This is a genomic window from Micromonospora sp. NBC_01796 (assembly GCF_035917455.1).
Lineage (GTDB): Bacteria > Actinomycetota > Actinomycetes > Mycobacteriales > Micromonosporaceae > Micromonospora_G.
This window is the reverse complement of the sequence record NZ_CP109078.1, coordinates 5,952,951-5,975,582: the sequence shown is the minus strand read 5'-3', so window position 1 is coordinate 5,975,582 and position 22,632 is coordinate 5,952,951. Positions and strand designations below refer to the sequence as shown.

19 protein-coding genes are annotated in these 22,632 nt (G+C 70.4%); 11 read left to right on the top strand and 8 right to left on the bottom strand.

Annotated elements, in window-relative coordinates; all coding sequences use genetic code 11:
• Window positions 1-6 precede the first annotated feature (6 nt).
• From OIE47_RS27225 to OIE47_RS27200, 6 genes are all read right to left on the bottom strand, one after another.
• Window positions 7-2,712 (bottom strand): helix-turn-helix transcriptional regulator, encoded by a 2,706-nt coding sequence (locus OIE47_RS27225; protein ID WP_326557353.1) that lies wholly within the window; start codon window positions 2,710-2,712, stop codon window positions 7-9.
• Window positions 2,709-5,114 carry a LuxR C-terminal-related transcriptional regulator gene (locus tag OIE47_RS27220; protein WP_326557352.1) on the bottom strand — a complete coding sequence of 802 codons (2,406 nt, stop codon included), beginning with the start codon at window positions 5,112-5,114 and terminating at the stop codon, window positions 2,709-2,711. Before OIE47_RS27220 ends, OIE47_RS27225 begins: the two co-directional genes overlap by 4 nt.
• Window positions 5,115-5,232: 118 nt before the next feature.
• Window positions 5,233-6,027, bottom strand: coding sequence for an alpha/beta hydrolase (locus tag OIE47_RS27215; RefSeq protein ID WP_326557351.1), 795 nt, complete (start codon window positions 6,025-6,027; stop codon window positions 5,233-5,235).
• Complete coding sequence (locus tag OIE47_RS27210) at window positions 6,024-6,839, bottom strand: alpha/beta fold hydrolase (RefSeq protein WP_326557350.1); 816 nt, start codon at window positions 6,837-6,839, stop codon at window positions 6,024-6,026. The genes OIE47_RS27215 and OIE47_RS27210 overlap by 4 nt, the downstream gene beginning before the upstream one ends.
• 14 nt (window positions 6,840-6,853) lie before the next feature.
• Window positions 6,854-7,660, bottom strand: coding sequence for an alpha/beta fold hydrolase (locus OIE47_RS27205; RefSeq protein ID WP_326557349.1), 807 nt, complete (start codon window positions 7,658-7,660; stop codon window positions 6,854-6,856).
• A gap of 72 nt (window positions 7,661-7,732) precedes the next feature.
• Entirely contained in the window at window positions 7,733-8,518 is a 786-nt protein-coding gene (locus OIE47_RS27200) for an MBL fold metallo-hydrolase (protein ID WP_326557348.1), read from the bottom strand.
• 233 nt (window positions 8,519-8,751) lie between these two features.
• Between OIE47_RS27200 and OIE47_RS27195 the strand changes: the two genes are divergently transcribed.
• The 9 genes from OIE47_RS27195 to OIE47_RS27155 all read left to right on the top strand — a co-directional run bounded on the left by OIE47_RS27195 (window position 8,752) and on the right by OIE47_RS27155 (window position 18,221).
• Window positions 8,752-9,609, top strand: a complete 858-nt coding sequence (locus tag OIE47_RS27195; RefSeq protein WP_326557347.1) for a S1C family serine protease — start codon at window positions 8,752-8,754, stop codon at window positions 9,607-9,609.
• Between the two features lie 14 nt (window positions 9,610-9,623).
• Window positions 9,624-10,616: an AAA family ATPase gene (locus OIE47_RS27190; protein WP_326557346.1), complete on the top strand. Its 993-nt coding sequence runs from the start codon at window positions 9,624-9,626 to the stop codon at window positions 10,614-10,616.
• Between the two features lie 3 nt (window positions 10,617-10,619).
• On the top strand, window positions 10,620-11,507 hold the full coding sequence (locus OIE47_RS27185; protein ID WP_326557345.1) for a DUF58 domain-containing protein: 888 nt from the start codon (window positions 10,620-10,622) through the stop codon (window positions 11,505-11,507).
• Window positions 11,504-12,487, top strand: coding sequence for a VWA domain-containing protein (locus OIE47_RS27180; protein ID WP_326557344.1), 984 nt, complete (start codon window positions 11,504-11,506; stop codon window positions 12,485-12,487). The genes OIE47_RS27185 and OIE47_RS27180 overlap by 4 nt, the downstream gene beginning before the upstream one ends.
• Window positions 12,487-13,635 (top strand): VWA domain-containing protein, encoded by a 1,149-nt coding sequence (locus OIE47_RS27175; RefSeq protein WP_326557343.1) that lies wholly within the window; start codon window positions 12,487-12,489, stop codon window positions 13,633-13,635. The genes OIE47_RS27180 and OIE47_RS27175 overlap by 1 nt, the downstream gene beginning before the upstream one ends.
• A gap of 209 nt (window positions 13,636-13,844) precedes the next feature.
• Window positions 13,845-14,528 (top strand): response regulator transcription factor, encoded by a 684-nt coding sequence (locus OIE47_RS27170; protein ID WP_326557342.1) that lies wholly within the window; start codon window positions 13,845-13,847, stop codon window positions 14,526-14,528.
• On the top strand, window positions 14,525-15,724 hold the full coding sequence (locus tag OIE47_RS27165; RefSeq protein WP_326557341.1) for a sensor histidine kinase: 1,200 nt from the start codon (window positions 14,525-14,527) through the stop codon (window positions 15,722-15,724). Before OIE47_RS27170 ends, OIE47_RS27165 begins: the two co-directional genes overlap by 4 nt.
• A 380-nt stretch (window positions 15,725-16,104) precedes the next feature.
• Window positions 16,105-17,283, top strand: coding sequence for an aldo/keto reductase (locus tag OIE47_RS27160; protein WP_326557340.1), 1,179 nt, complete (start codon window positions 16,105-16,107; stop codon window positions 17,281-17,283).
• Window positions 17,284-17,522: 239 nt separating this feature from the next.
• On the top strand, window positions 17,523-18,221 hold the full coding sequence (locus tag OIE47_RS27155) for a flavodoxin (protein WP_326557339.1): 699 nt from the start codon (window positions 17,523-17,525) through the stop codon (window positions 18,219-18,221).
• A gap of 9 nt (window positions 18,222-18,230) precedes the next feature.
• Here the strand turns inward: OIE47_RS27155 and OIE47_RS27150 are convergent, their stop codons facing one another.
• Complete coding sequence (locus OIE47_RS27150) at window positions 18,231-19,109, bottom strand: helix-turn-helix transcriptional regulator (RefSeq protein WP_326557338.1); 879 nt, start codon at window positions 19,107-19,109, stop codon at window positions 18,231-18,233.
• Window positions 19,110-19,202: 93 nt separating this feature from the next.
• Window positions 19,203-20,147 carry a helix-turn-helix transcriptional regulator gene (locus OIE47_RS27145; protein ID WP_326557337.1) on the bottom strand — a complete coding sequence of 315 codons (945 nt, stop codon included), beginning with the start codon at window positions 20,145-20,147 and terminating at the stop codon, window positions 19,203-19,205.
• Between the two features lie 220 nt (window positions 20,148-20,367).
• Here OIE47_RS27145 and OIE47_RS27140 point away from each other — a divergent pair, with 220 nt between their 5' ends.
• Together OIE47_RS27140 and OIE47_RS27135 are read left to right on the top strand one after the other, a co-directional pair.
• Window positions 20,368-21,345, top strand: a complete 978-nt coding sequence (locus OIE47_RS27140; protein ID WP_326557336.1) for an aldo/keto reductase — start codon at window positions 20,368-20,370, stop codon at window positions 21,343-21,345.
• Window positions 21,346-21,409: 64 nt separating this feature from the next.
• A complete protein-coding gene (locus OIE47_RS27135; RefSeq protein ID WP_326557335.1) occupies window positions 21,410-22,393 on the top strand; it encodes an aldo/keto reductase in 984 nt (327 codons plus the stop codon).
• Window positions 22,394-22,632: the final 239 nt, after the last annotated feature.

The following is a 22,632-nucleotide window of genomic DNA, read 5'->3' as shown; positions in this document are numbered from 1 at the left end:
CGAACGTCAGTTGGCCGACGTCGTGTTCAGCAGGGCGGTCAGCTGTCCCCTGGAGGTGATACCGAGTTTCGGAAAGATGCGGTACAGGTGGGAGCCGACCGTCCGTGGGGACAGGAACAGTTGTGTGCCGATCTCGCGGTTGCTGAGGCCGGTGGCGGCCAGAGTGGCGATCTGCAGTTCCTGCGCGTTCAGCACCTGCTGCGGCACCACGCCCGGTTGGGAGGTATGGGCGCCGGCGGCGCGCAACTGCTGCTGGGCCTGTTCCACCCAGGGCAGCGCACCCATCCGAGACAGCCCGGCGAGGGCCAACTGCAGGTACGGCACCGCATCGGCGTCCCTACGACGCCGGCGGAGCAACGTGCCGTACGCCAGCCGGAGCCGCGCCAGCACCCAGGGCCAATGAGCTGCCTCGCCCTCCAACGCGGCCAGGAAGGACGCTTCGCTGTCGGCGAGGACCGCGCTGGCGTAGGCGTCCACGACCCGGAAGTCGACCGGTGGGGTCGGGCCGAGCAGCCGGCGAACCCCGTCGATGAGCTCCAGCGCGGGCGAACCGCGGCCGGTGTGCACCGCGGCGTCGGCCAGGAACATGATCGCGGGGAAGGTGCTGCGGGGGTCGTACAACGGATCCTGCGGATCGAAGACGCGCCGGAGCACGTCGAACCCGTGCTCGTACCTGCCGCGGGCCACCAACGCCGTGCCGCGCACGACCTGCACGCGGGGCAGGAAACTGGTGGTGCCCTGGGCGAGCGCCTCGGCGTCGATCTCGGCCAAGGTTCGCGCGAGGTGTTCGAACGAGCCCGTCAGGGCGGCGAGGCGAGCCTCGTTCAGGCGGGCCGAGTTGCGCCAGGTTGGTTGGCTGGTCTCGGCGGCGAGGCGGCGGCCCTCGTCGAGGGCGGTCCGGGCGCGGTCCCAGTGGCCGATGGACCAGTCTGCCTGGATGCGGGTGAGCAGGACGTGCGGCAGGAGCCCGAGGCGGCCCTGGGCGCGCAGTAGGCGCTCGGCCTCGTCGCCGAACGTCCGGGCGACGAGCGCGTCGCCGACGACGACCGCGCTCATCGCGTACATCCGTAGGGCGTTGGCGTCCGGGACGTCCCGGGTCAGGGCGCGGCGGCATTCGGCGAGGATGCGGGCGGTGTGGCTGACCTGGTCGATGCCGGACAGGGCGAAGACCAGGCGGTACTCGGACCCGGCGACGGGCAGCGCCTGCGCGGTGGCGGCGAGCAGTTGCCGGGTCGGCTCGTCCGGTGGTGCCCAGTAGCAGCGGGAGGCGATGGACATGAGGACGTTCCAGGCAAGTTCGAGGTCGCCGGCGTCCCGGGCGAGCTGCACGTCGCGGTGCAGGGCAAGGATGTCGGTGCCGTGCCCGGTGAAGATCTCGGCGAGCCACGCGGCGCGGATCTGGTCGAGCGGGGTCAGGGGCTCGGCGCGGGCGCGGGTGACCAGCCGGTCGACGGTACGGCGGTCGCCGAGCTCGTACGCCCAGGTGGCGGCGATCAGTTGCCGGTGGCCGCGCAGACTCGGGTCGGTGGTGACGCCGGCGGCGCGTTCCATGAGCCAGATCGCGGTCGTCGTCTCGGCGCGGTGGCGGCCTTCCTCAGCGGCGGCGGCAAGGTCAGCGGCGAGGATGTCATCCGTGCCGTGGGCGGCCTGGGCCCGGTGGGTCAGGGCGCGGCGGTGATCCGAGCGTTCCAGGGCAACGGCAAGGGCGTGGTGTCCGGCCCGCACACGTTCGGCGTCCTCGGATTCGATGACGGCTGCCCGTACCAACGGGTGGCGGAAGACGACGTCGGTACGGGAGACCGTGATCAGGGCGGCCGACGCGGACGGGCTCAGGGCGCCGTGCGGGATCGGTCGGCCGGCGAAGAGTTCGGCCGCGTGGAGGATCTCCGTGGTGGCGGAGTGTTCGTCCAGGGCGGCGATCAGCAGGACGTCGCGGCTGATCGGTGGCAGGCGGCGGTAGCTGCCGGCGAAGCTGGACCGGATGTGGTCGCCGACGGGGATGGTCGCGGCGGGGGGTGCCGTGCTGGCCCAGGTGCGGGGCAGTTCGGTCAGTGCCAAGGGGTTGCCGCGGGCGGCGTGCAGGATCTGGCCGCGGACGAGCGGGTCCAGGCCGGCGGCGACCGAGTCGAGCAGTGCGGTCGCGGCGTCGGCAGGCAGCGGCGGCACGGTGAGGGTCGTGGTCGCGTCGAGGGCGGTGGCGGGGTCGTCGACGGGTCTGGTCGCCACGATCAGCAGCACCGGGTCGGCGGCGAGCCGGCGGCCGAGGAACGCGATCACGGCGCGGGAGTGTGCGTCCAGCCAATGGGCGTCGTCGACGATGAGCGTGATCGGCCGGTCCTCGGGGGCGTCGGTGAGGACGGTCAGGGCGGCCATGCCGACCAGGAACGGCTCGGGGACGGCGGCGGGGTCGTCCGTACGGGTCGCCGCGAGCAGTGCGGCGCGTTGGGCGGGCGGCAGGTCCGCGGCGTCGATCATCCGGGGTGGCAGGATCCGGCGGAAGCTGACGTAGGGGGCCGCGTCACCGTCGGCGCCGCCGGCGGTCAGCACCAGGTGTCCGTGGCGGTCGGCGATCGCGGTGGCCGCGCGCAGCAGTGCCGACTTGCCGACGCCGGCGTCACCGCGCAGCAGCAACGACCCGCCGCCCTGGCGCGCACCGGCGATCAGGCCGTCGAGCACACCAACCTCGTGCGCCCTGCCGAACAGGTCGGTCATGTCAGCTCGTACAGGCGGGCGGGGAGCTGGTGGCGGGAGCTGATCGACAGTTTCGGGAAGGCCCGAGCGAGGTGCGATTCGACGGTGCGTGCCGACAGGTCCAGCCGCGCACCGATCTCGCGGTTGGACAGACCGGTCGCGGCGAGCTTGACGACCGCGAGCTCCTGCGGTGTGAGCAGCCCTCGGCGCTGGTCGGTGCCGGCCGCGCGCAGCTCCTGCTCCGTGCGGTCGGACCAGTGCCGGGCGGACAGCGCGGCGAACCCGGCACGGGCGGCGTGCAGCTGCTCACGTGCCTCGCCGACGCGCCGGTCACGCCGCAGCCATGACCCGTAGGTGAGCTGGACCCGCGCCCGTAGCCACGGCAGCCGCCCGGTCCGCTCGAGCAGGTCGGTGAACGTCGCCTTGAGTGGTTGCAGCAGCGCCCGTGCGTACAGGCGGTGCGCCTCGCCGTCGGGTGACAGGTTGTCCGGCAACTGGCGCTCGGGTCGTGGCCGGCCGCGGCTGGCGGCCTCCGCGTGGAGGGTCGCGACGACGGCAAGGTCGATCGTGTACGCACGAACGCTCGGGCCGACCATCACGGGTTCCATTGCCACGCACGCCTCGGCGAAGCGTTCCTCGGTCATCAGCGCGATCCCCCGGGCGGCCGCCACCCGCAGCCGTACCGGCCACACCGGCCGGTCCCCCACCGCCAACTCGGCCGCGTCGGCGGCGCCGCGGGCGGTGTCGAGATCACCGCGCCAGGCGTGCAGCAGCGCTGCCGTCGCCTGCAGGTACGCCAGCCACACAACCTGGCCGGTGCGCTCCGCTGCATCGGTCGCGGCCCGCAGGTGCCGGTCGGCGTCGTTCCACCGGCCGAGGAACAGCTGTGCGTCGGCGAGGGCTGCCGCGGCCGGCACCAGCAGGCCCATGCGGCGCTGCCGGGTCAGCGTCGCGACGACGGGTTCCAGGTACGCGATGGCGGGCTCGAGGTGGCCCAGCCGCCGCAGCGCCAGCCCCGCCTGCCTGCTGGCGTCGACGCCGACGTGGCCTTGGTGGCCGGCGAGGGTCGCGGCGACCAGCAGCCGGCGTGGGTCGGCGCGGTGCCGGTCGAGGGCGCCGAGCGAAACGAGAAGCCGCTGGCGGTCCGGCTCGTCGAGGTCGGTCCAGGTGACGGTTTCGGCGAACCCGGCGAGGAGATCGAGGGCCAGGTCGGGGTTGCCGGCGCCGCGGCAGGTGTCGGCGACGGTGCACAGCATCTCCGCCGGCAGCCGGGGCCAGGTCCCGTCGCTGGCCCGGCGGAGTATCAGGTCGCGGCGGACGGCGTCGATCGGGTTGATCCGCTCCGGCATGTCGTCGAGCAGCGCCGCGGCCACCTCGAACCGGCCGAGGTCCGCGGCGGCACTCGCACCCTCGATGAGCGCTCCGGCGGCCTGCTCGTCGCGCTGCCCGGATCGCATCACGGCCACGGCGCGTTGGATGGGCCCGACGGGCTCCGGGTGGGTCGCGGGCGGGTCGGCGGGGTCCGCCGTCCGCGCCAGCGCGGCGGCCAGTAGCGGATCGGTGTGCCTGCCCCCGGCCTCCGGGACGTCCGGCAGGCCGAGAGCGCCCTCCGGGGGCGGCGCGGTGACCTGTTCCAGCAGCGACTGCGCGAGCCGTGTCGTCAGCGGCGAGTGTTGCTCCAGGAGGTCGGCGCCGGGTGTGTACCGGTCGCGCCAGGCGATCGGCAGTTCGACCAGTGCGAGCGGCCGGCCTGCGGCCTCGTCCACGATCCGGTCGGCGAGCCACCGGTCCAGTCCCGGCGCCCGGGCGAGCAGCAGCCGCCGGGCCGCGGCTTCCGGTAGACCGGGCAGCGTCCGGGTTCGCAGCGACGGCCACGCCCCCGCGCCCACCGGGTGCCCGCCCAACACGACGGCCAGGCCGGGCACGGGTGCACCAGCGAGCGCGGACGCCATGGTCGCGGACGTCTGCGCGTCGAGGCGGTGGGCGTTGTCGACGACGACCAGCGCGGGCGCGTCCACGGTGATCGCCGCGAGCAGCGATCTGACGGCCTTCACCACCGCCGGGTCGAGGCCGGCAGCCGGATCGAGGCCGGCGGCAGTCCCCCCGACGGCCGCCGTCAGCAGGTCGACCAGCGGACGAGCGGTGGGCAGGCGCCGGCACGCGTGCAGCATCTGGTGCAGTCCCGCGAACGCGACGTCACGCTCCGCACGAGACCCGCTGATCACGATGGGACGATGACCGCGACGCCGCGCCCGGGCCGCGACGCTGGACAGCACCGTCGACATGCCGACGCCGGCACTTCCCTGCAGGTACAAACCGGAATCGACGGACGAAGCCCCACGCAGGTAGGCGATAACCTCTCGCAACGCCGCTGCTCGCCCGGCACCGTGCGAATCGACGTCCGCCTGCCGTGCCGCTGCCATCGGTTCCGTTCTCGTCGTGCTCGCTCATGCCCCGGGCCGCCAGTATCGCCCGAGACCGCCGGACGCACCAGCCGCCGGTGGCGGTCGGGCACCGGCTCGCCCGACCGCCACCGCGCACCTACCGGAGGTGCTGTGACGCCCAGTTCAGGGCGTAGTCGGCGACCTGCTCCCAACCTGGTTCGGCGCACGTCCAGTGCGAGCGGCCCGGGAACTCGTGGTAGTCGGTGACGGTGCCGGCCGCCTGGTAGTGGTGGGCGTTGGACTTGTTCACCGACGGCGGCATGATGTGGTCGGCACCGCCGGCGATGAACAGCAGCGGGGCTCGCCGCTCGTTGCGGAAGTCGACCCAGGTCTCCTGACGCCCGGGCGTGAAGTTCGCGATGAGCCCGTAGGCCCATACCCAGCTGCCCGGGGCGGGGATCGCGTACCGCTCGTAGGCGGCGAGCGCCTCGTCCTCGGGCAGCGTGTTGGTGAACGCGTAGTGGAACTGCGCCGGGGTGAACCCGGCCGCCTGGTGCCGCTTCGCGGGATTGTTCAGGATCGGGAACAGGGAACGGATCTGCGACGGCGGGGTGACCCGGATACCCTCCGGCGGGGCCGAGTCGATGACCACGCCCGCGGCGCCGTACCCGCGGTCCATCAGTAGCTGCGTCAGCGTGCCGCCGAACGAGTGGCCGATGAGGATCGGCGGCTCGGGCAGCGCCGTGATGATCTTCTCCAGGTGCGTGAGGGTCTGCGGCACGGTGGCGGTGGCGATCGGGGTCGGGTCGGCGCGCAACGCTTCGACCTCTACCTCGAAGCCGGGGTAGGCGGGCGCAACGACGGTGTGACCCTGCGCCTCGTAGTACGGGATCCAGTGCTCCCAACTGCGCGGGGTGACCCACAGGCCGTGGATGAGGACGATCGTGCTCATGCGTCGTACTCCTTCAGGAACGCGAGCAGGTCGCTGCCGAGCTGCTGCTTGTGGGTGTCGGTGATACCGTGCGGTGCGCCGGCGTAGACGACGAGCCGGGCGTCCTTGATCAGCGCCGAGGAGGCCATGCCGCCGACCTCGAACGGCACGACCTGGTCGGCGTCACCGTGGATGACCAGGGTCGGCACGTCGATCGCGGCGAGGTCGGGCCGGAAGTCGGTGGCGGAGAACGCGGCGATGCACTCGAAGGCGTTGCGGTGGCCGGCGGCCATCGACTGCAGCCAGAACGCGTCCTGCACGCCCTGCGACGCGGCCCCACCGAAGAACGGCCCGGCCGCTAGATCCTTGTACGTCTGCGAACGGTCCGCGAGGGATCCGGCCCGGATCGCGTCGAACACCTGAACCGGGACCCCGCCGGGGTTGTCCGGTGTCTGCAGCATGAACGGCGGCACCGCCGAGACCAGCGCGGCCTGGGCGACCCGACCGGTGCCATGCCGACCGATGTACCGGGCAACCTCACCGCCACCGGTGGAGAAACCGACCAGGGTCGCCTCGCGCAGGTCCAGGGCGTCCAGGAGCGTGGCGAGGTCATCGGCGTAGGTGTCCATCTCGTTGCCGTGCCACGTCTGCGTCGACCGGCCGTGCCCGCGCCGGTCGTGGGCGATGACCCGGAACCCGTGCTCGGCGAGGAAGAGCGCCTGTGCCTCCCAGCTGTCGGCGTTCAACGGCCAGCCGTGCGACAGCACAACCGGGCGGCCGGCACCCCAGTCCTTGTAGAAGATCGATGCTCCGTCGGTGGTGGTGACGTACATGATGGTGGGTCCTCTCAGCGGGCGGCGTGCTTGATGACGTCGGCGGTGACCCTCGGCTGCGAGATCATCGCCACGTGCGAGGCGTTGACCTCGGTGATCCGGGCGCTGGCCCGCTGCGCCATGAACCGCTGCGCCGCGGCCGGGATGAGGTTGTCGTTGCGGGCCACGAGGTACCAGGTGGGGATCTCCTTCCAGGCCGGAGCGCCCGACGGCTCCAGGAGGGTGTGCACGTCGCCGGGCCGCTGCGTGGCGGCCATGACGTCGGTCGTGGCACGGGGCAGATCGGCGGCGAACACGTCGCGGAAGACGCTGGTCTTGACGTACCCGTCGACGCTGCCGGCGCCGTCGGCGGTCGGGTACGGTCGGAAGTCCAGCGCCGCCTCGCCGAGCTTGCTGCCCGGGAACTTGAGCTGGAGTCCCTGCAGGGTCTCACCCTGTTCGGGGGCGAACGCGGCGACGTAGACGAGGGCTTTGACGTTCGGGTTGCCGAGGGCCGCGTTGGTGATGACCATGCCGCCGTACGAGTGCGCGACCAGGACCAGCGGCCCGGGAACGGTGGCCAGGACGCTGGCCAGGTAGGCGGCGTCGGCGGAGACGCTGCGCAGCGGGTTCGCCGGCGCGAGGACCGGGTAGCCGTCGCGCTGCAGGATCCGGGCGGTGTCGGTCCAGCCGGACGCGTCGGCGAACGCGCCGTGCACCAGCACGACGGTCGGTTTCGGCGTGACCGGCCTGGTGTGTGCGGTCGCCGCCGGAGCCGCGATGAGGGCTCCGGTGGCGACCGCGGCGGAGCCGGCGATCAGGGTACGTCGGGTGGTCGGCATGTGATGGAACCCTTTCAGCGATGGCTGCATGTGCTGCGCCACTACGCTGCGGGATGCCGTTCCGGCGGTGCTTCAGTGAGTTGACGGTGGTTGCCCCGGCAGCCACCGCAATCGGTCGCCGAGCCTGTCCGGTGCGGCCGCGAACGCCCGCTCGACCGCCGCTCGGCCCTGGCTGAAATGGGACCAGCCCTCGTAGTGCACCGGGATGATGGTGCGTGGCCGGACGAGTCGGCAGAGTTCGACGGCCTCGCGTCCGGTGAGGCTGTAGTGCAGGCGGCCGGTCACCGGGAACCTGACGGCGCCCAGGTGCAGCAGTACGGTGTCGACGGTCAGCCGCCGTGGCACCTCCCGCAGGCCGCGGAACATGACGGTGTCACCGGTGACCCACAGCACACCGTGCTCCTGGCCGTCCCACCGCAACGCGAACCCGATGACCGGCCCCGCGATGGGGAGGCTGAGCGGCGGCCCGTGCCTGCACGGCGTCGCGGTGACCGTGATCGGTGGCCGCCCGGGAGCCTCGAGGACGGTCTCGTCCCACGGTCGCAGGCCACGCGACCGGCCGCCGAGGCGGCGCGCACCGGCGCGGGTGGTGACGATGACGGGAACGCCGGTGAGCAGTTCCCGGCCGCTCTCGTCGAGGTTGTCCGCGTGATGCTCATGGCTGAGCAGTACCGCGTCGACGGGTCCGACCTGCTCGGGTCGCAGCACGGGCCCGGCGACCTTCCGCGAGCTGGTCCCCCAGCCGAACGCGTACCGGCGACCCGGCGGGTCGAACGTCGGGTCCGTGAGGATCCGCCAGCCGGCCACCTCGATGAGGGCCGTCGGTCCCCCGATGTGTGTCACTCGTACGTCGTGCATCGGCGTTGTCCTCGTGTACGTCAGGCCCGCGGGTCCGCGGGGCGATGGCACCGACGATGCACGCACACGCGATCGCTCGCTTCCGTTGAACGACTGTGTCGTAGGTGCAGCCATCCCGGCGCGCGGGACGTCGGCGAAGCACCGGCGGTGGCGCGGCCCCGACCCCGCCGGGACAGAGTTTCCGGCCGTCGCTTTCGGTTTTCTTTCTCGGTACTTTCGGTAGGGTCGGAAGCATGATCGACCTCGAGGTGAGCGGCTCTGCGGCGGCAGAGCCGGTCCGCGGAGGGAGCACGACCGATCAGCCACGCAAACGACGGGAACGTACGCGGCGACACGTGTTCGTCGCGGCCGGAGTGCTCTGGGCCGTGGCGATCACCGTCGCGGTGCTGTGGCGTGGCGGTGTCGGTGTGTCACCGCCACCCGTCGCGGCACCCTCGGCCTCCCCGTCCATGTCGGACGCACCGCTGAGCAACGCCGACATCTACCAGACGCTGCTGCCGTCGGTCGTACGGATAGAAACCACCCGCCGACCGAGCGCGTCCAGTGGGTCACGCATGACGGAATCGGCCGTCGGCACCGGCGTGATCGCCAACTCGGACGGGACCATATTGACTGCGGCGCACGTCGTCGCCTCCGCCACCACCATCCAGATCAGCTACGCCGACGGCAGCCGGACGACCGCGACGGTGGCGGACGCGGACGAGGCGACCGACATTGCCACGCTCACGCCACGGGAGCTTCCCGAGACGTTGGTGCCCGCCGTGCTCGGTGGCGCAACGGCTGTCGGTGACGAGGTGGTTGCGATCGGCAACCCACTCGGGCTGTCCATGAGCACCAGCGCCGGTGTCGTCTCCGGCCTGAACCGGCAGGTGGCCGGCACACCGGGCCTCATCCAGTTCGACGCGGCGGTCAACCCGGGCAGTTCCGGCGGGCCGCTGATCAACAACCAGGGTCAGGTCGTCGGCATCGTCGTCTCCCTGGCGAACCCGACCGACGCCGGCACGTTCATCGGCATCGGCTTCGCCGTTCCGATCGGCACCGCAATCGCTGCCGGCCGAGAGGGCAACGGCCCTGCCGTCCCACCGTTGTAGAGAAGGATGCTCGTATGAACGGCAATGACGCCCTACCTGCTTCGGCCGGCCCGATCGAGAAGGTGCTGTACGAGGTCAAGAAGACCGTCGTGGGCCAGGACCCGCTGCTCGAGCGGATGATCGTGGCTCTGCTGGCGCGCGGGCACATCCTGGTCGAGGGCGTACCCGGCCTCGCCAAGACGCTCGCGGTGAAATCCCTCGCCGAGGCGATCGGCGGGCAGTTCCATCGGGTGCAGTTCACCCCCGACCTCGTGCCCGCGGACATCGTCGGTACCCGGATCTACCATCAGCCGACCGGTGAGTTCCAGGTCCAGATCGGACCGGTCTTCACCAACCTGCTGCTCGCGGACGAGATCAACCGGGCACCCGCCAAGGTACAGAGCGCCCTGCTGGAGGTGATGCAGGAACGCCAGGTCACCATCGGCCGTGAGACCCACCGGGTGCCCGACCCCTTCCTGGTCATGGCGACCCAGAACCCGATCGAGAACGAAGGCGTCTACCCACTGCCCGAGGCGCAGGTCGACCGGTTCATGATGAAGGTGCTGGTCGGCTACCCGACGCCGGGTGAGGAGTTCGTGGTCGTCGAGCGGGCACTCGCCCCGGGCGCGGCGCTCCAGCGGATCATCGACCCGGAGACGCTGTCCGGCCTTCAGCAGGCCGCGGACCGGGTGTACGTGGATCCGTCACTGATCGAGTTCGCGGTGAGCCTGGCCCACGCCACCCGTGATCCCGCCCGGGTCGGCCTGAGCGACCTGACGCGCTACATCACGTTCGGTGCCAGCCCGCGCGCGTCGATCAGCCTGGTGCTCGCCGCACGAGCGCTCGCGTACGTCCGCGGCCGGGAGTACGCCGTCCCGCAGGACCTGACCGACCTCGCCCTGGACGTGTTACGGCACCGGCTGGTGCTGTCCTACGAGGCGCTGTCCGACGACCTCACTCCGGACGACATCCTGGCGAAGATCCTGGCGAACACGCCGGTACCCGAGCCGGTCGGTCGAGGTCGCTGACCCATGGCCGGGGCACCCGAACGCCTGCTGCGGCGTCTGGAATGGCGGCTCAGCCGTCGTCTCGACGGGCGGCTACAGGGTAATTACCGTACGGTTTGGCACGGTGCCGGGATCGACTTCACCGACCTGCGGGTGTACACCCCGCAGGACGACGTCCGGCACATCGACTGGAACGTCACCGCGCGCCTCGACGAGCCCTTCGTCCGGCAGTACACCGAGGACCGGGAGATGACCGCCTGGCTGGTCGTCGACCGATCCGCCTCGATGCGTACCGGACGCGACACCGGAAAGGCCGGCACTGCCACCGAACTCGCGGTCAGTCTCGCCCGGCTGATCACCACGGGTGGCAACCGGATCGGCGCGATTCTGTTCGACAATCACGTGCACCGGGTCGTACCCGCGCGTACCGGGAGAAACCAGGTGCTGCGCATCGCGCGCGATCTGTTGGAGCCGCCGCCGCAGGCCGGCGGCGGGTCCACCACCGATCTGTCGGCGATGCTGCGGCTGGCCGCGGCCACCACCGCCAAGCGGCGCAGCCTGATTTTCGTGATTTCCGACTTTTTCGGAAATCCAGGGTGGGAACGCCCCCTGGGCATGCTCTCCCATCGGCATGAGGTCGTGGTCCTCCGCATCGCCGACCTCGCCGAGCTGGACCTGCCCGACCTGGGCCTGATACTGGTCGAGGACGCGGAGACCGGCGAGCAGCTCCTGGTCGACACCAGCGACCCACTGCTGCGCGGCCGCCTCAGCGAGCAGGTCGGTGCGCGCGAGACCGAGCTGGCCGAGCGGATGCGCCAGGCCGGCGTCGACGCCCACCGGATCACCACCGACCAGGACCTGCCCGCGACGCTGCTCGACCTGGTCCGTCGATCCGGAAGGAGGTCCCGGTGAGCTTCGGCCATCCCCTCGTGCTGATCCCGGCCGTTCTGTTCACCGCGGCGGCGGTCGCCGGCTACGTCCTGCTCCAGCGGCGGCGCACGGCCGCCCTCGCCGCGGTGGGTTTCGGCCGGCTCGCCGGCGGCGGCATCCGACGCCACCTCCCGTACGTTCTGCTGCTCGCCGCGCTGCCGATCCTGCTCACCGGCCTGGCCCGACCCTCGGCCGAGCTCTCCGTGCCGCATGTCTCCGGCACCGTCATTCTCGCCTTCGACGTGTCCAACAGCATGAAAGCCACCGACGTCACCCCCAGCCGGCTCGGCGCCGCGCAGACCGCCGCGAAGCAGTTCGTCGAGGGGCAGCCCGATTCGGTCGACATCGGCGTACTCCTCTTCGGCGATCAGGCGCTGCTCACCCAGGCTCCCACCGACGACCGACCCGCCACACAGGCCGCGATCGACCGGGCCACCACGAGCGGGGGCACCTCCCTCGGCCAGGCCATCCTGGTCGGACTGGGTGCCGTCACCGGCAAGCCGGTCAGCCTGCCCACCGGCGGCGACGCCGACCCGGACACCGCCGCGCCGGCCAACGAACTCGGCTACTGGCCGTCCGCCACCATCGTGATCTTCTCCGACGGGCAGGAGACCGGCGGCCCGGACGTGACGCAGGCCGCGGAACTCGCGGCGGGTGCCGGCGTACGCGTGCAGACCGTCGGCGTCGGCACCGCCAAGGGTGCGACCGTGGAGGTGGACGGCTATCAGCTCGGCACCGCCCTGGACGAATCGCTGCTGACCATGGTCGCGCAGACCACCGGCGGCACGTACCAGCAGGCCGGCAACACGCAGGCGCTGGTCGACACCACCAGGTCGATCGACCTGCGGCTGACCACCAGGACGGAACCGATCGAGCTGACCGCGCCGTTCGCCGCGGCCGCGCTGCTGCTACTGGCGATCGGCAGCCTCCTGAACACCCGCTGGCACGGAAGGATCGTCTGATGTCCCTCAGCTGGCCGTGGGCGCTGCTCGCGCTACTGACCGTGCCGTTGCTCCTCGCGGCGCGTTGGTGGCTCAACCGACGTCGTAAGCGCACCGCGGTCACCGTCTCCAGCATCGCGTTGATCCGCGCCGCCGTTCCGGGCCGCAGTGCATGGCGACGCAGGATTCCCGTCGCGCTCTTCCTCGCCGGCCTGCTCGTCCTCGCCGTGGGCCTGGCTCGCCCGCACGCGGAGATTGCCGTACCCCGCGCCGACTCCTCGATCCTGCTGGCCATCGACGTGTCCGGGTCGATGTGTGCCACCGACGTCGCACCCAACCGGCTGTCGGCCGCCAGCGACGCCGCCCGCGCGTTCATCGAGGACAGCGACGACGACACCCGGATCGGGCTGGTCGCGTTCTCCGGCATCGCCGCCCTGATCGTCGCGCCCACCACGGAGAAGCAGCGGCTGACCGACGCGATCGACGGCTTCCGTACCTCTCGTGGCACGGCCATCGGTCAGGCGATACTCACCTCGATCGACGCGATCGCCGAGGACAATCCGGACGTCGCGAAGACCGGCGTGGACCTGGGCCCCGGCGCCCCGGCCGACTTCCAACCGGACACCATCGTCGTGCTCACCGACGGTTCGAACACCACCGGCGTCGACCCGGTCACCGCCGCCCAGCAGGCCGCCGCCCGCCACCTGCGGGTCTTCACCATCGGCTTCGGCACGACCGAGCCGACACGCATGGTCTGCCGACCCGACCAGATCACCGGCGACCTGTACCGCGGCGGTCCGGAGCCGGGATTCTCCGGGCGCGGCGGTTTCCGCGACCCCTCCGGTTTCCGCCAGTTCCTGCAGATGGACGAGGAGGCGCTGACCGAGGTCGCGGATACCACCGGCGGCAGGTACTTCCGGGCCGAGGACGCCGACCAGCTCGCCGAGGTGCTCTCCGGCCTGCCCAGCGCGATCGGCCTGCACCGGCAGGAGACCGAGACCACGGTCTGGTTCGTGCTCGCCGGAACGCTGCTGGCGTTCGCCGGCGCCGGTCTGTCCCTGTGGTGGAACCGCGGGCGCCCGGCGAGGATCCGACGACCGGATGGGGCGTCCCGACCAGGAGATGGGCAAGCCGCGACCGCGCAGGCTCTGGGGCATCCGCCGCGATGACGGCGATCGTCCTGGTCCCGGCCCGGCGCCGGACCTCTCGCGCGGGGCGGCTCACAAAAAGGTAGTCCTCGCCGAACGGGGTACTGCCAGAACCTCTCAGCCGCCGGAAGGCATGCCTACCTTTGAATGGTGGACGGCCGGAGTGGGATCAGGAGTTCCGCACGTCTCTCCGCGTAAAACCCTTGAATCGGGAGAAATACGGTTTACACATGCGGTTACTGGTGGTGGAGGACGAGGAAGACCTGGCCGAGGGTCTACGGCTGGGACTGACCAGGACCGGGTACGCGGTCGACGTCGCCGGCGACGCCGCCCAGGCGTACGACCGGCTGACCGTCAACGAGTACGACCTGATGCTGCTCGACGTCAACCTGCCCGACGGTGACGGGTTCACCCTGTGCCGTTCGGTACGCCGGGGCGAGGTCAGCACTCCGGGTAGGGGTGATCTGCGGGTACTGATGCTGACGGCACGGGGCGGTCTCGACGATCGGGTACGCGGTCTCGACGAGGGCGCCGACGACTATCTGGTGAAGCCCTTCGCCCTGGCAGAGCTGCTCGCCCGGGTACGGGCGCTGCTGCGCCGGGACACGGCCGGCACGTCGGCGCGACTGGTCGTCGGGGACCTCGTCCTCGACTCGGCCCGGCATCTGGTGACGCGGGGCGACGAGCGGTTGGGATTGACGCGCAAGGAGTTCGGTGTCCTGGAGTATCTGATGATCCGTCCCGGCCACGTGGTGTCGAGCGAGGAGTTGCTCGAGCACGTGTGGGACGCCAACGCTGATCCGTTCACCCAGACCGTACGGGTCACCGTCGGCACGTTGCGCCGCAAGCTCGGGCAGGGCGCGATCGAGACGGTCGTCGGCCGTGGTTACCGGCTGCGCGAGGCGGTGCGGTGAAGGGCCCCGAGGTGTTCCGGTCGATCCGGTTCCGGTTGACCGTGGCGTATTCGACACTGCTCTTCGCGCTCGCCGGTGGTGCCCTGGTCATCACCTACGTGGCGGTGGCCCAGACCACCTCGCCGCAGCCGATCACCCAGCGGACGGCAAAGGTCTACAGCGACAGCCGCCAGTACGTCCGTACCACGACCGTCGCCGAGGTCAGTGAGATCGAGGCTGCGGTCAACTTCAACACCCTGCAGACGCTACGGAAATATTCGCTGATCGCCGTCGGCGGGCTCTTCGTCGCCAGCCTCGGAATCGGCTGGGTGCTGTCCGGGCGGGCACTGAGGCCGGTCGGGGCGATCGCGAGGACCGCGCGCGAGATCCAGGCGACCGACCTGTCCCGGCGAATCCAGTTGGCCGGGCCGCGTGACGAACTGCGCGACCTCGCGGACACCATCGACTCGATGCTGGATCGGGTCGACAACGCGTTTCAGGCGCAGCGGCAGTTGATCGACGACACCTCGCACGAGCTGCGCAGCCCGCTGGCCATCATCCGTACCCATATCGATGCCTCCCTGACCCTGCCCGGTGCCTCGGCCGAGGAACGCGAACGGGCCATCGCGGTCGTCGACCGGGCTACGACGCGGATGTCGCTGCTCGTCGAGGATCTGCTCGCCACCGCGCGCCGCGACACCGATGCGCTGGCCGACACAGACGTCGACCTGGCGATCCTCGCTCGCGAGGCCGCCGAGGAGTCCTTCGTCACCGATCGTCCGCTGCATCTGCGTCAGGTCGGTGACGAGGAACTGCATCTCATCGGTGATCCTGACGCCCTACGCAGGGCGGCGGGGAACCTCCTGTCCAACGCCGTACGGCTGGCACCTGCGTCCTCGACGGTGACCGTTGCGACCGGTCGCCGTGGGTCGTGGTTGTGGCTCGCGGTCGCCGATGAGGGGCCGGGTATCGCCCCGGAGGACCTGTCCCGCGTGTTCGACCGCTTCTGGCGGGGTGTACCCGGCAACAACGGCTCGGCCCTGCGGGAACGGCGTACCGGCCTTGGCCTGGCGATCGTCCGGCAGATCGTCGAGTCGCACGGCGGTCAGGTGGCGGCCTTCTCGCGTCTCGGGGTAGGCAGCACCTTCGTGCTGTGGTTACCGGCCGTCGACTGCAGCGGTGAGGATCCACCGCCACCGTTCAACCCCTGGCCCTGACGACGACCGCATCCTGCGGTTCCCGGCCCGCTGAACGCCCCACCACAACGGTGACCCGCAGCGCACCCGCCACCGCCGAGACACCTCGGCCCGAGCAGCAACAGGCGGGCGCCCGGCGGCCACGCCGACGCCGTCGGGCACCCGCCGGCAGATATCACCAAAACGGATCGAAAGTCCGCCGAAAGAAAAAGCCCTTAGGTGAGAGTGGACCGCGGGGCTTTGACATCAGGGGTACGAGCTCAGCTGTATGACGTCGATTTCTAAACCTGTCAAAGGGTCCCTGTCCTTACTCCTTTCAGCAGTGGCTCCCTGGCCGTGAGCGGTACGGGTTGCATGGATGGGAAGTCACGCCCATATCGCTGAGAACGAGAAGGTGCCGAATGTCTGACAACAACAGCCGCCGCAGGTTCTTGCTGGGTGCGGCCGGCATTGCCGCGACCCCTCTGGTCGCCGGGGTGGCAGGGTGCACCTCGGGCGAGCAGACGGCCGGGACCCGGTCGAGTGCCGCACCGGCGGCCGGGGGTGGAGACACCGCGACGACGGCGATCACGCTGGGAGCGCGCCGGAGGTTGGGTTCGCTGGAGGTTTCCGGCATCGGGCTGGGCTGCCAGACGATGCCGGGAAATCTGTACGGGCCGGTCAGCAGCCGCGAGAACATGGTCACCATCATCCGTACCGCCGTCGACCAGGGCGTGACCCTGTTCGACACCGCAGAGGTGTACGGGCCGTTGGAGTCGGAGCGGATCCTCGGCGAAGCCCTCCAACCGGTCCGCGACCAGGTGGTGATCGCGTCGAAGTTCGGGTTCGACGTCAACCAGGACACAGGCGAACGCGGTGGCCTCAACAGTCGGCCCGACCACGTCCGGCAGGCCGTCGACGGCATGCTGCAACGTCTGCGGACCGACCACATCGACCTGCTGTACCAGCACCGCGTCGATCCGCAGGTGCCGATCGAGGACGTCGCGGGCGCGGTCAGGGAGCTGATCACGGCCGGTAAGGTCCGACACTGGGGGCTGTCGGAGCCGGGTCTGCAGACGATCCGCCGCGCGCATGCGGTGCAGCCGCTGACGGCGATCCAGAACGAGTACAACCTGATGTGGCGTGGGCCCGAGGAGCAGGTTCTGCCGACGTGCGAGGAACTCGGCATCGGGTTCGTGTGCTGGGCACCGCTGGCGTACGGGTTCACCACCGGCACCATCAACCCGTACACCCGGTTCACCGAGGGTGATTTCCGGGCGATGGTGCCCCGTCATTCACGCGAGAACATGCCGGCCAACATGGCGGTGGTGCAGTTGCTGAACGACTGGGCGGTGCGTAAGGGGGCGACGCCGGCGCAGTTGTCGCTGGCGTGGTTGCAGGCCCAGAAGCCGTGGATCGTCCCGATCCCGACCGCCACCCGGACCTCGCACCTGCTGGAGAACATCGGCACCGAAGAAGTCACTTTCACCGGCGACGATCTGCGGGAGTTCACCACCGCCCTGAACGCGATCGAGATCCGGGGCGAACGACTACCGGCCCCGGTCCTCGCCGGGACCGGAGTCGAAGCACGGATGCCATGACACACCGGACGGGCGGGCTGGGTGGGCGGGGCCCGCTCTGCTGGCCGCCAACGCACTTGGCCGGGCCGTCCCGTGTTCGCACCGCTCCACGAGCAGTCCGGCGCACCCAACCACGCCCGGTTCGTGTTCCTCGACGCTCGTGCCGGGCAGTCCTGGACCGCGACGACGAACCTGCCGAGCCCTGACCATGGGCCGCATCCGTACCGGTGGCGGCAAATCCGAAAAAAGGTGGTGAGACGATGAAAACGCACTCGCGTCGCGCGATCCTTCGAAGCGCGCTACTCGGCGCCGCCGGGACCGCGGCCGGCACGCTGTCGAGCGCCTGCACCGACTCCCCTGTCGACTCGCCCGGAGCCACTCCGGCGACCGGCAGCGCATCGGGAGGCGCCCCCGTTCCGCCGTCTGCCGTGGGGGACGCGATGCTGTTGGTGTACTTCTCCCGGGCGGGAGAGAACTACTTCAACGGCGGTCGTCGGCGTCTGGAGGTCGGCAACACGGAGGTCGTGGCACGCATGATCGGCCGCCTGACCGGCTGCGACGTGCACCGCATCGAGGCTGCTGACCCGTATCCCGACGACTATGAACCGACGGTCGCGCGCAACGTACGGGAGCAGGAGTCGGATTCTCGGCCGGAGATCGCCAACCCGCTGACCTCGATCGAACGCTACGACACGGTGGTGCTGGGCAGCCCGATCTGGAACGTCCGAGCACCCATGATCATGACAACGTTCGTCGAGGGCCTCGATTTCACCGGCAAGACCGTCCACCCGCTCACCACGTACGCGATGAGCGGTCTCGGCACCACCGAACGCGACTACGCGGCGTCCTGCCCCGGCGCGACGCTCGGCGAGGGCCTGGCCGTACGCGGAGAGGAAGTCGCCGACGCCGAGCCCGCCGTCGCGGCCTGGCTGCGCCGCGCCGGCCTGCCCACCCGCTGAAACAGCACGTCACCGCGGGGCACGGGGCATGGCGTTCTCCTGGGTAGCCGCCCAGGTGGCGAGCAGTTCGAGGCCATCGCCCGACGGCGTCCCCGGCTCGGCGGAGTAGGTCACGATGGTCAGTGCCCCGTCGCCGGGGACTTCGAGCGCTTCGTAGGCCAGATCCAGCTCGCCGACCGCCGGATGACGGAAACGCTTCGTGCCGTTACGGTGCACGTAGACGTCCTGAGCAGCCCACCAGGCACGGAAGGGCTCGCTGCGCATGGACAGCTCGCCGATCAGGTTCATCAGGTGCCGGTCGTCCGGGTTCCGGGCGGCGGCGATGCGCAGCGCGGCAACGGCAAAGCGGGCCATCTGCGCCCACTCCGGATAGAACACCCGGGCGTGCGGATCCAGAAAGTTGAACCGCATCGAATTTGTCGGCAGCGTCGTGCTCGTCGCGAACATGGGTGCGTAGAGCGCCATGCCCAGCGGGTTCGCGGCGAGGATGTCGAAGCGGTGGTTGCGCAGGAACGCGGGCACGCCGGTCATCGAATCCAGCACCCGGCGGACCGCGGGCCGGATCTCGGGCGCCTTCTCACGGCGAGCGCGGGTACGTGCCGATGCCGGGCCGGCGGCGCGGGCCAGATGGTGCAGGTGCGCGGTCTCGGTGTCGTCGAGCTGCAGCGCGCGGGCGACGGCGTCCAGGACGCTCTCGGAGGCCCCCGCAAGGTTGCCGCGCTCCAGGCGGGTGTAGTACTCGACGCTCACCCCGGCGAGCGCGGCGACCTCGCCACGGCGCAACCCGGCGACCCTGCGGTTGCCGTACGGGGGGATGCCTGCCTGCTCCGGGCTGACCTTCGCCCGGCGTGAGCTGAGGAACGCTCGGACCTCACTTCGGTTGTCCATACCCCAGGCTAGGCGGCTCGCCCGGCGCAGAGGGGGTCCCTGTCCGTACCCCCTTGCACGACGCCGCCGATCAGATCCGGGACCGCCGACCTGTCACGGCGCCTGGGAATCGCCTCGGGGCTTGGCACGATCAGGTTCTGGATCCGGCGCCGGTGCGGGTGTGGCCGGCAGCGGTGCGGTCAGGTCGAGCAGCAGCAGGGCGTCGTGGTCGGGGGTGCCGGGTTCGGCGACGTACACACTGAGGCGCTGGCCCGGTGTGCCCTCCAACTGCATGGACTGGCCGGTGAGGGTGATCGTGCCGACGTGAGGGTGCTGGAAAGTCTTCTGCACGATCTTGCGGCCGGTCACGTCGTAGCGCTCCCAGAGCCTGGCGAAGTCGGGGCTCTTGAGGAGGAGTTCGCCGACGAGGTTGGTCAGGTCGGGGGCGTCGGGCGCGGTGCCGGCGACGGCGCGCAGCCGGGATACGCACGTTCGGACCTGGTTGTCCCAGTCGGGGAACAGTATGCGGGCGGCGGGGTGCAGGAAAAGGTAGCGCGCGAGGTTGCGCTGCCTGGCGGGCCAGTCGCCCAGACCCGCGTACAGCGCGAGGCCGCCGGGGTTCCACGCGACGATCTCCATACTGCGGCTGATGATGTAGGCCGGGTTGGGGCGTATCGAGTCCAGCAGCACCTTGAGGTGGGGGCGCACGGTTCGGCTGGGGGCGGGCGGCGGCTCGGGCGCGTAACGGGCGGCTCGGGCGGCCAGCTCCCGCAGGTGGTGGTGCTCCTGATCGTCCAGCTGCAGGGCGCGGGCGAGGGCGTCGAGGACGGAGGGACTGGGATGGGTCTCCTTGCCGCGTTCCAGGCGTACGTAGTAGTCGATGCTGATTCCGGACAGGGTCGCCAGTTCCTCCCGACGTAGCCCCGGGGTGCGGCGCAGTCCGGCACCGACGCTGAGGCCGACCTGCTCCGGGCTGGTCTGGGTGCGGCGGGCCCGCAGGAACCGGCCCAGCTCCATGCCGCTGCTCTCGCCGCTGCCGGAGGTGCGCTCAGCTGCCATGACTCCAGTGTCACATCGTGCTGACCGGCCGGGCAGCACCCTGGGGAGCCCTGTCATTACCCCGAACGGCGCGGCCTGCCACCTGCGCCGAGTTCGGACGAGGGTGGGATCACACCGACCTGCGGCCGTACGTCCCCCGGCTCACGGGTACCGGAGTACAACGAAAGTCGGTGTCGAGTGCAAGACCCCATCGTGTCCCGAGTTGAAATGGAGCAACACTGTGCAACACATAACGCTCGGTGACCTGAATGTTTCCCGCATTGGTCTGGGTGCAATGGGTATGTCCCACGGTTACACCGGCTCCGGGACCGACGAGGCCGAGTCGATCCGCACCATTCACCGGGCCCTGGACCTGGGTGTCACGTTCCTCGACACAGCCGAGGTCTACGGCCCCTACACCAACGAGGTACTGGTCGGTCAGGCTCTCAAGGGACGCCGCGAGGAGGTGGTCCTGGCGACGAAGTTCGGTTTCCTCTCCCACACCGGCCGTCCCTCCGGGCAGCTCGACAGCAGCCCGGCCAGCATCCGTACCGCCGTCGAAGGCTCTCTGAATCGGCTGAGCACCGACTACATCGACCTGTACTACCAGCACCGTGTCGACCCCCAGGTCCCGATCGAGGAGACCATCGGGGCACTGGCCGAGCTGATCACCGAGGGCAAGATCCGCCAGATCGGCCTCTCGGAGGCCGGTCCGGAGACGATTCGCCGGGCTCACGCCGTCCACCCGGTCGCCGCCGTCCAGACCGAGTACTCCCTGTGGACCAGGGACCCGGAGGCACGCGTTCTCCCTGTGCTGCGCGAGCTCAACATCGGTTTGGTGCCCTACTCGCCGCTGGGACACGGATTCCTCACCGGAAAGATCCGCTCCACCGCCGAGTTCGACGACACCGACTGGCGCAAGGACAACCCCCGGTTCACCGGCGAGAACTTCCAGCGCAACCTGCGTGTCGCCGACGAGGTCCAAACCGTCGCCGACCAGGCCGGTGCCACCCCCGCCCAGGTCGCCTTGGCCTGGCTGCTCGCCCAGGGCGACGATATCGCCCCGATCCCCGGCACCAAGCGCGTCGTCCGCGTCGAGGAGAACACCGCCGCCGACGCCGTGAAACTGACACGCGGCCAGATCGAGCAGTTGAACAACCTGACGCCCGCGTCGGGCAACACCCATGACGAGGCCGGCATGCGCCTCCTCGAACGCTGATCAGCCCCCAAACCCCCGCCATGTCGGGCTGCGAGGCCCGAAATTGGAGAGAAGGACGTGAATCGTGCAATACACCCGCCTCGGATCGTCGGGACTGAAGGTCAGCCGCATCGCCCTGGGCTGCATGAGCTTCGGCGACCCCGCCAAGCGCATGCCGTGGGTGCTGGATGATGAACAGGCCGAGCCGATCTTCGAGCAGGCTGTCGATCTGGGCATCACGTTCTGGGACACCGCGAACATCTACGGCCTGGGCACCTCGGAGGAGATCGTCGGACGCGCTCTGAAGAAGTACGTCCAGCGCGACGACATCGTGCTGGCCACCAAGCTGTTCCAGCCGATGCACCCGGGCCCCGGTGGATCGGGCCTGTCCCGCAAAGCGGTGATGGAACAGATCGACGCGTCCCTCAGGCGCCTGGACACCGACTACATCGACCTGTACCAGATCCACCGCTTCGACCCCGAGACACCGGTCGAGGAGACGATGGAGGCCCTGCACGACGTGGTCAAGGCCGGCAAGGCCCGCTACATCGGAGCCTCGTCGATGTGGGCATGGCAGTTCGCCACGATGCAGCACGCCGCAGACACGGGCGGGTGGACCCGGTTCGTGTCCATGCAGGACCAGTACAGCCTGATACACCGCGAGGAAGAGCGGGAGATGTTCGGCCTGCTCGCCGCGCAAGGCGTGGGAAGCATCCCCTGGAGCCCCCTGGCGGCAGGCTGGGTCGCCCGTCCCTGGGGAGAGCAGCCCTCCACCCGCCGCGGGAAGGACTACCCCGTCGTCGACCCCAAGGGCCGGCCACTGTTCCTCGACAGCGACCAAGCCATCGTCGACACCGTGCAACGGATCGCCGAGGCCCGCGACGTACCCATGGCGCAGGTCGCCATGGCCTGGGTGCTGAAGAACCCCGTCGTCTCGGCACCGATCGTGGGCGCCACCAAGCCCCACCACCTGGCCGACGCCGTGGCCTCGCTCGACATCCAGCTCAGCGAGGAGGAGATCCGCTCGCTGGAGGAGCCGTACGTGCCCCGCATGCCCACCTGGTTCTGAGCGCCGGCACCGTCGGGCCCGGCCCCCGGACGGTCCCCGATCTCGGTGCCCGGACCAACCCCCGCTACAGCGGGACCAGCGACGCACGGACCCACAGGAACCGCCCCAGGGAGTTGCCGGAAGGGTCCCGGGTCCGGGCAGGACTTCCCTGGCCGGACCGGCTATGCACCATCACCGCTGCTGTCGGTTCACTGACGTGCGGTCCTGAGGCGAATATCGATGACCTCGCTGACCAGTGC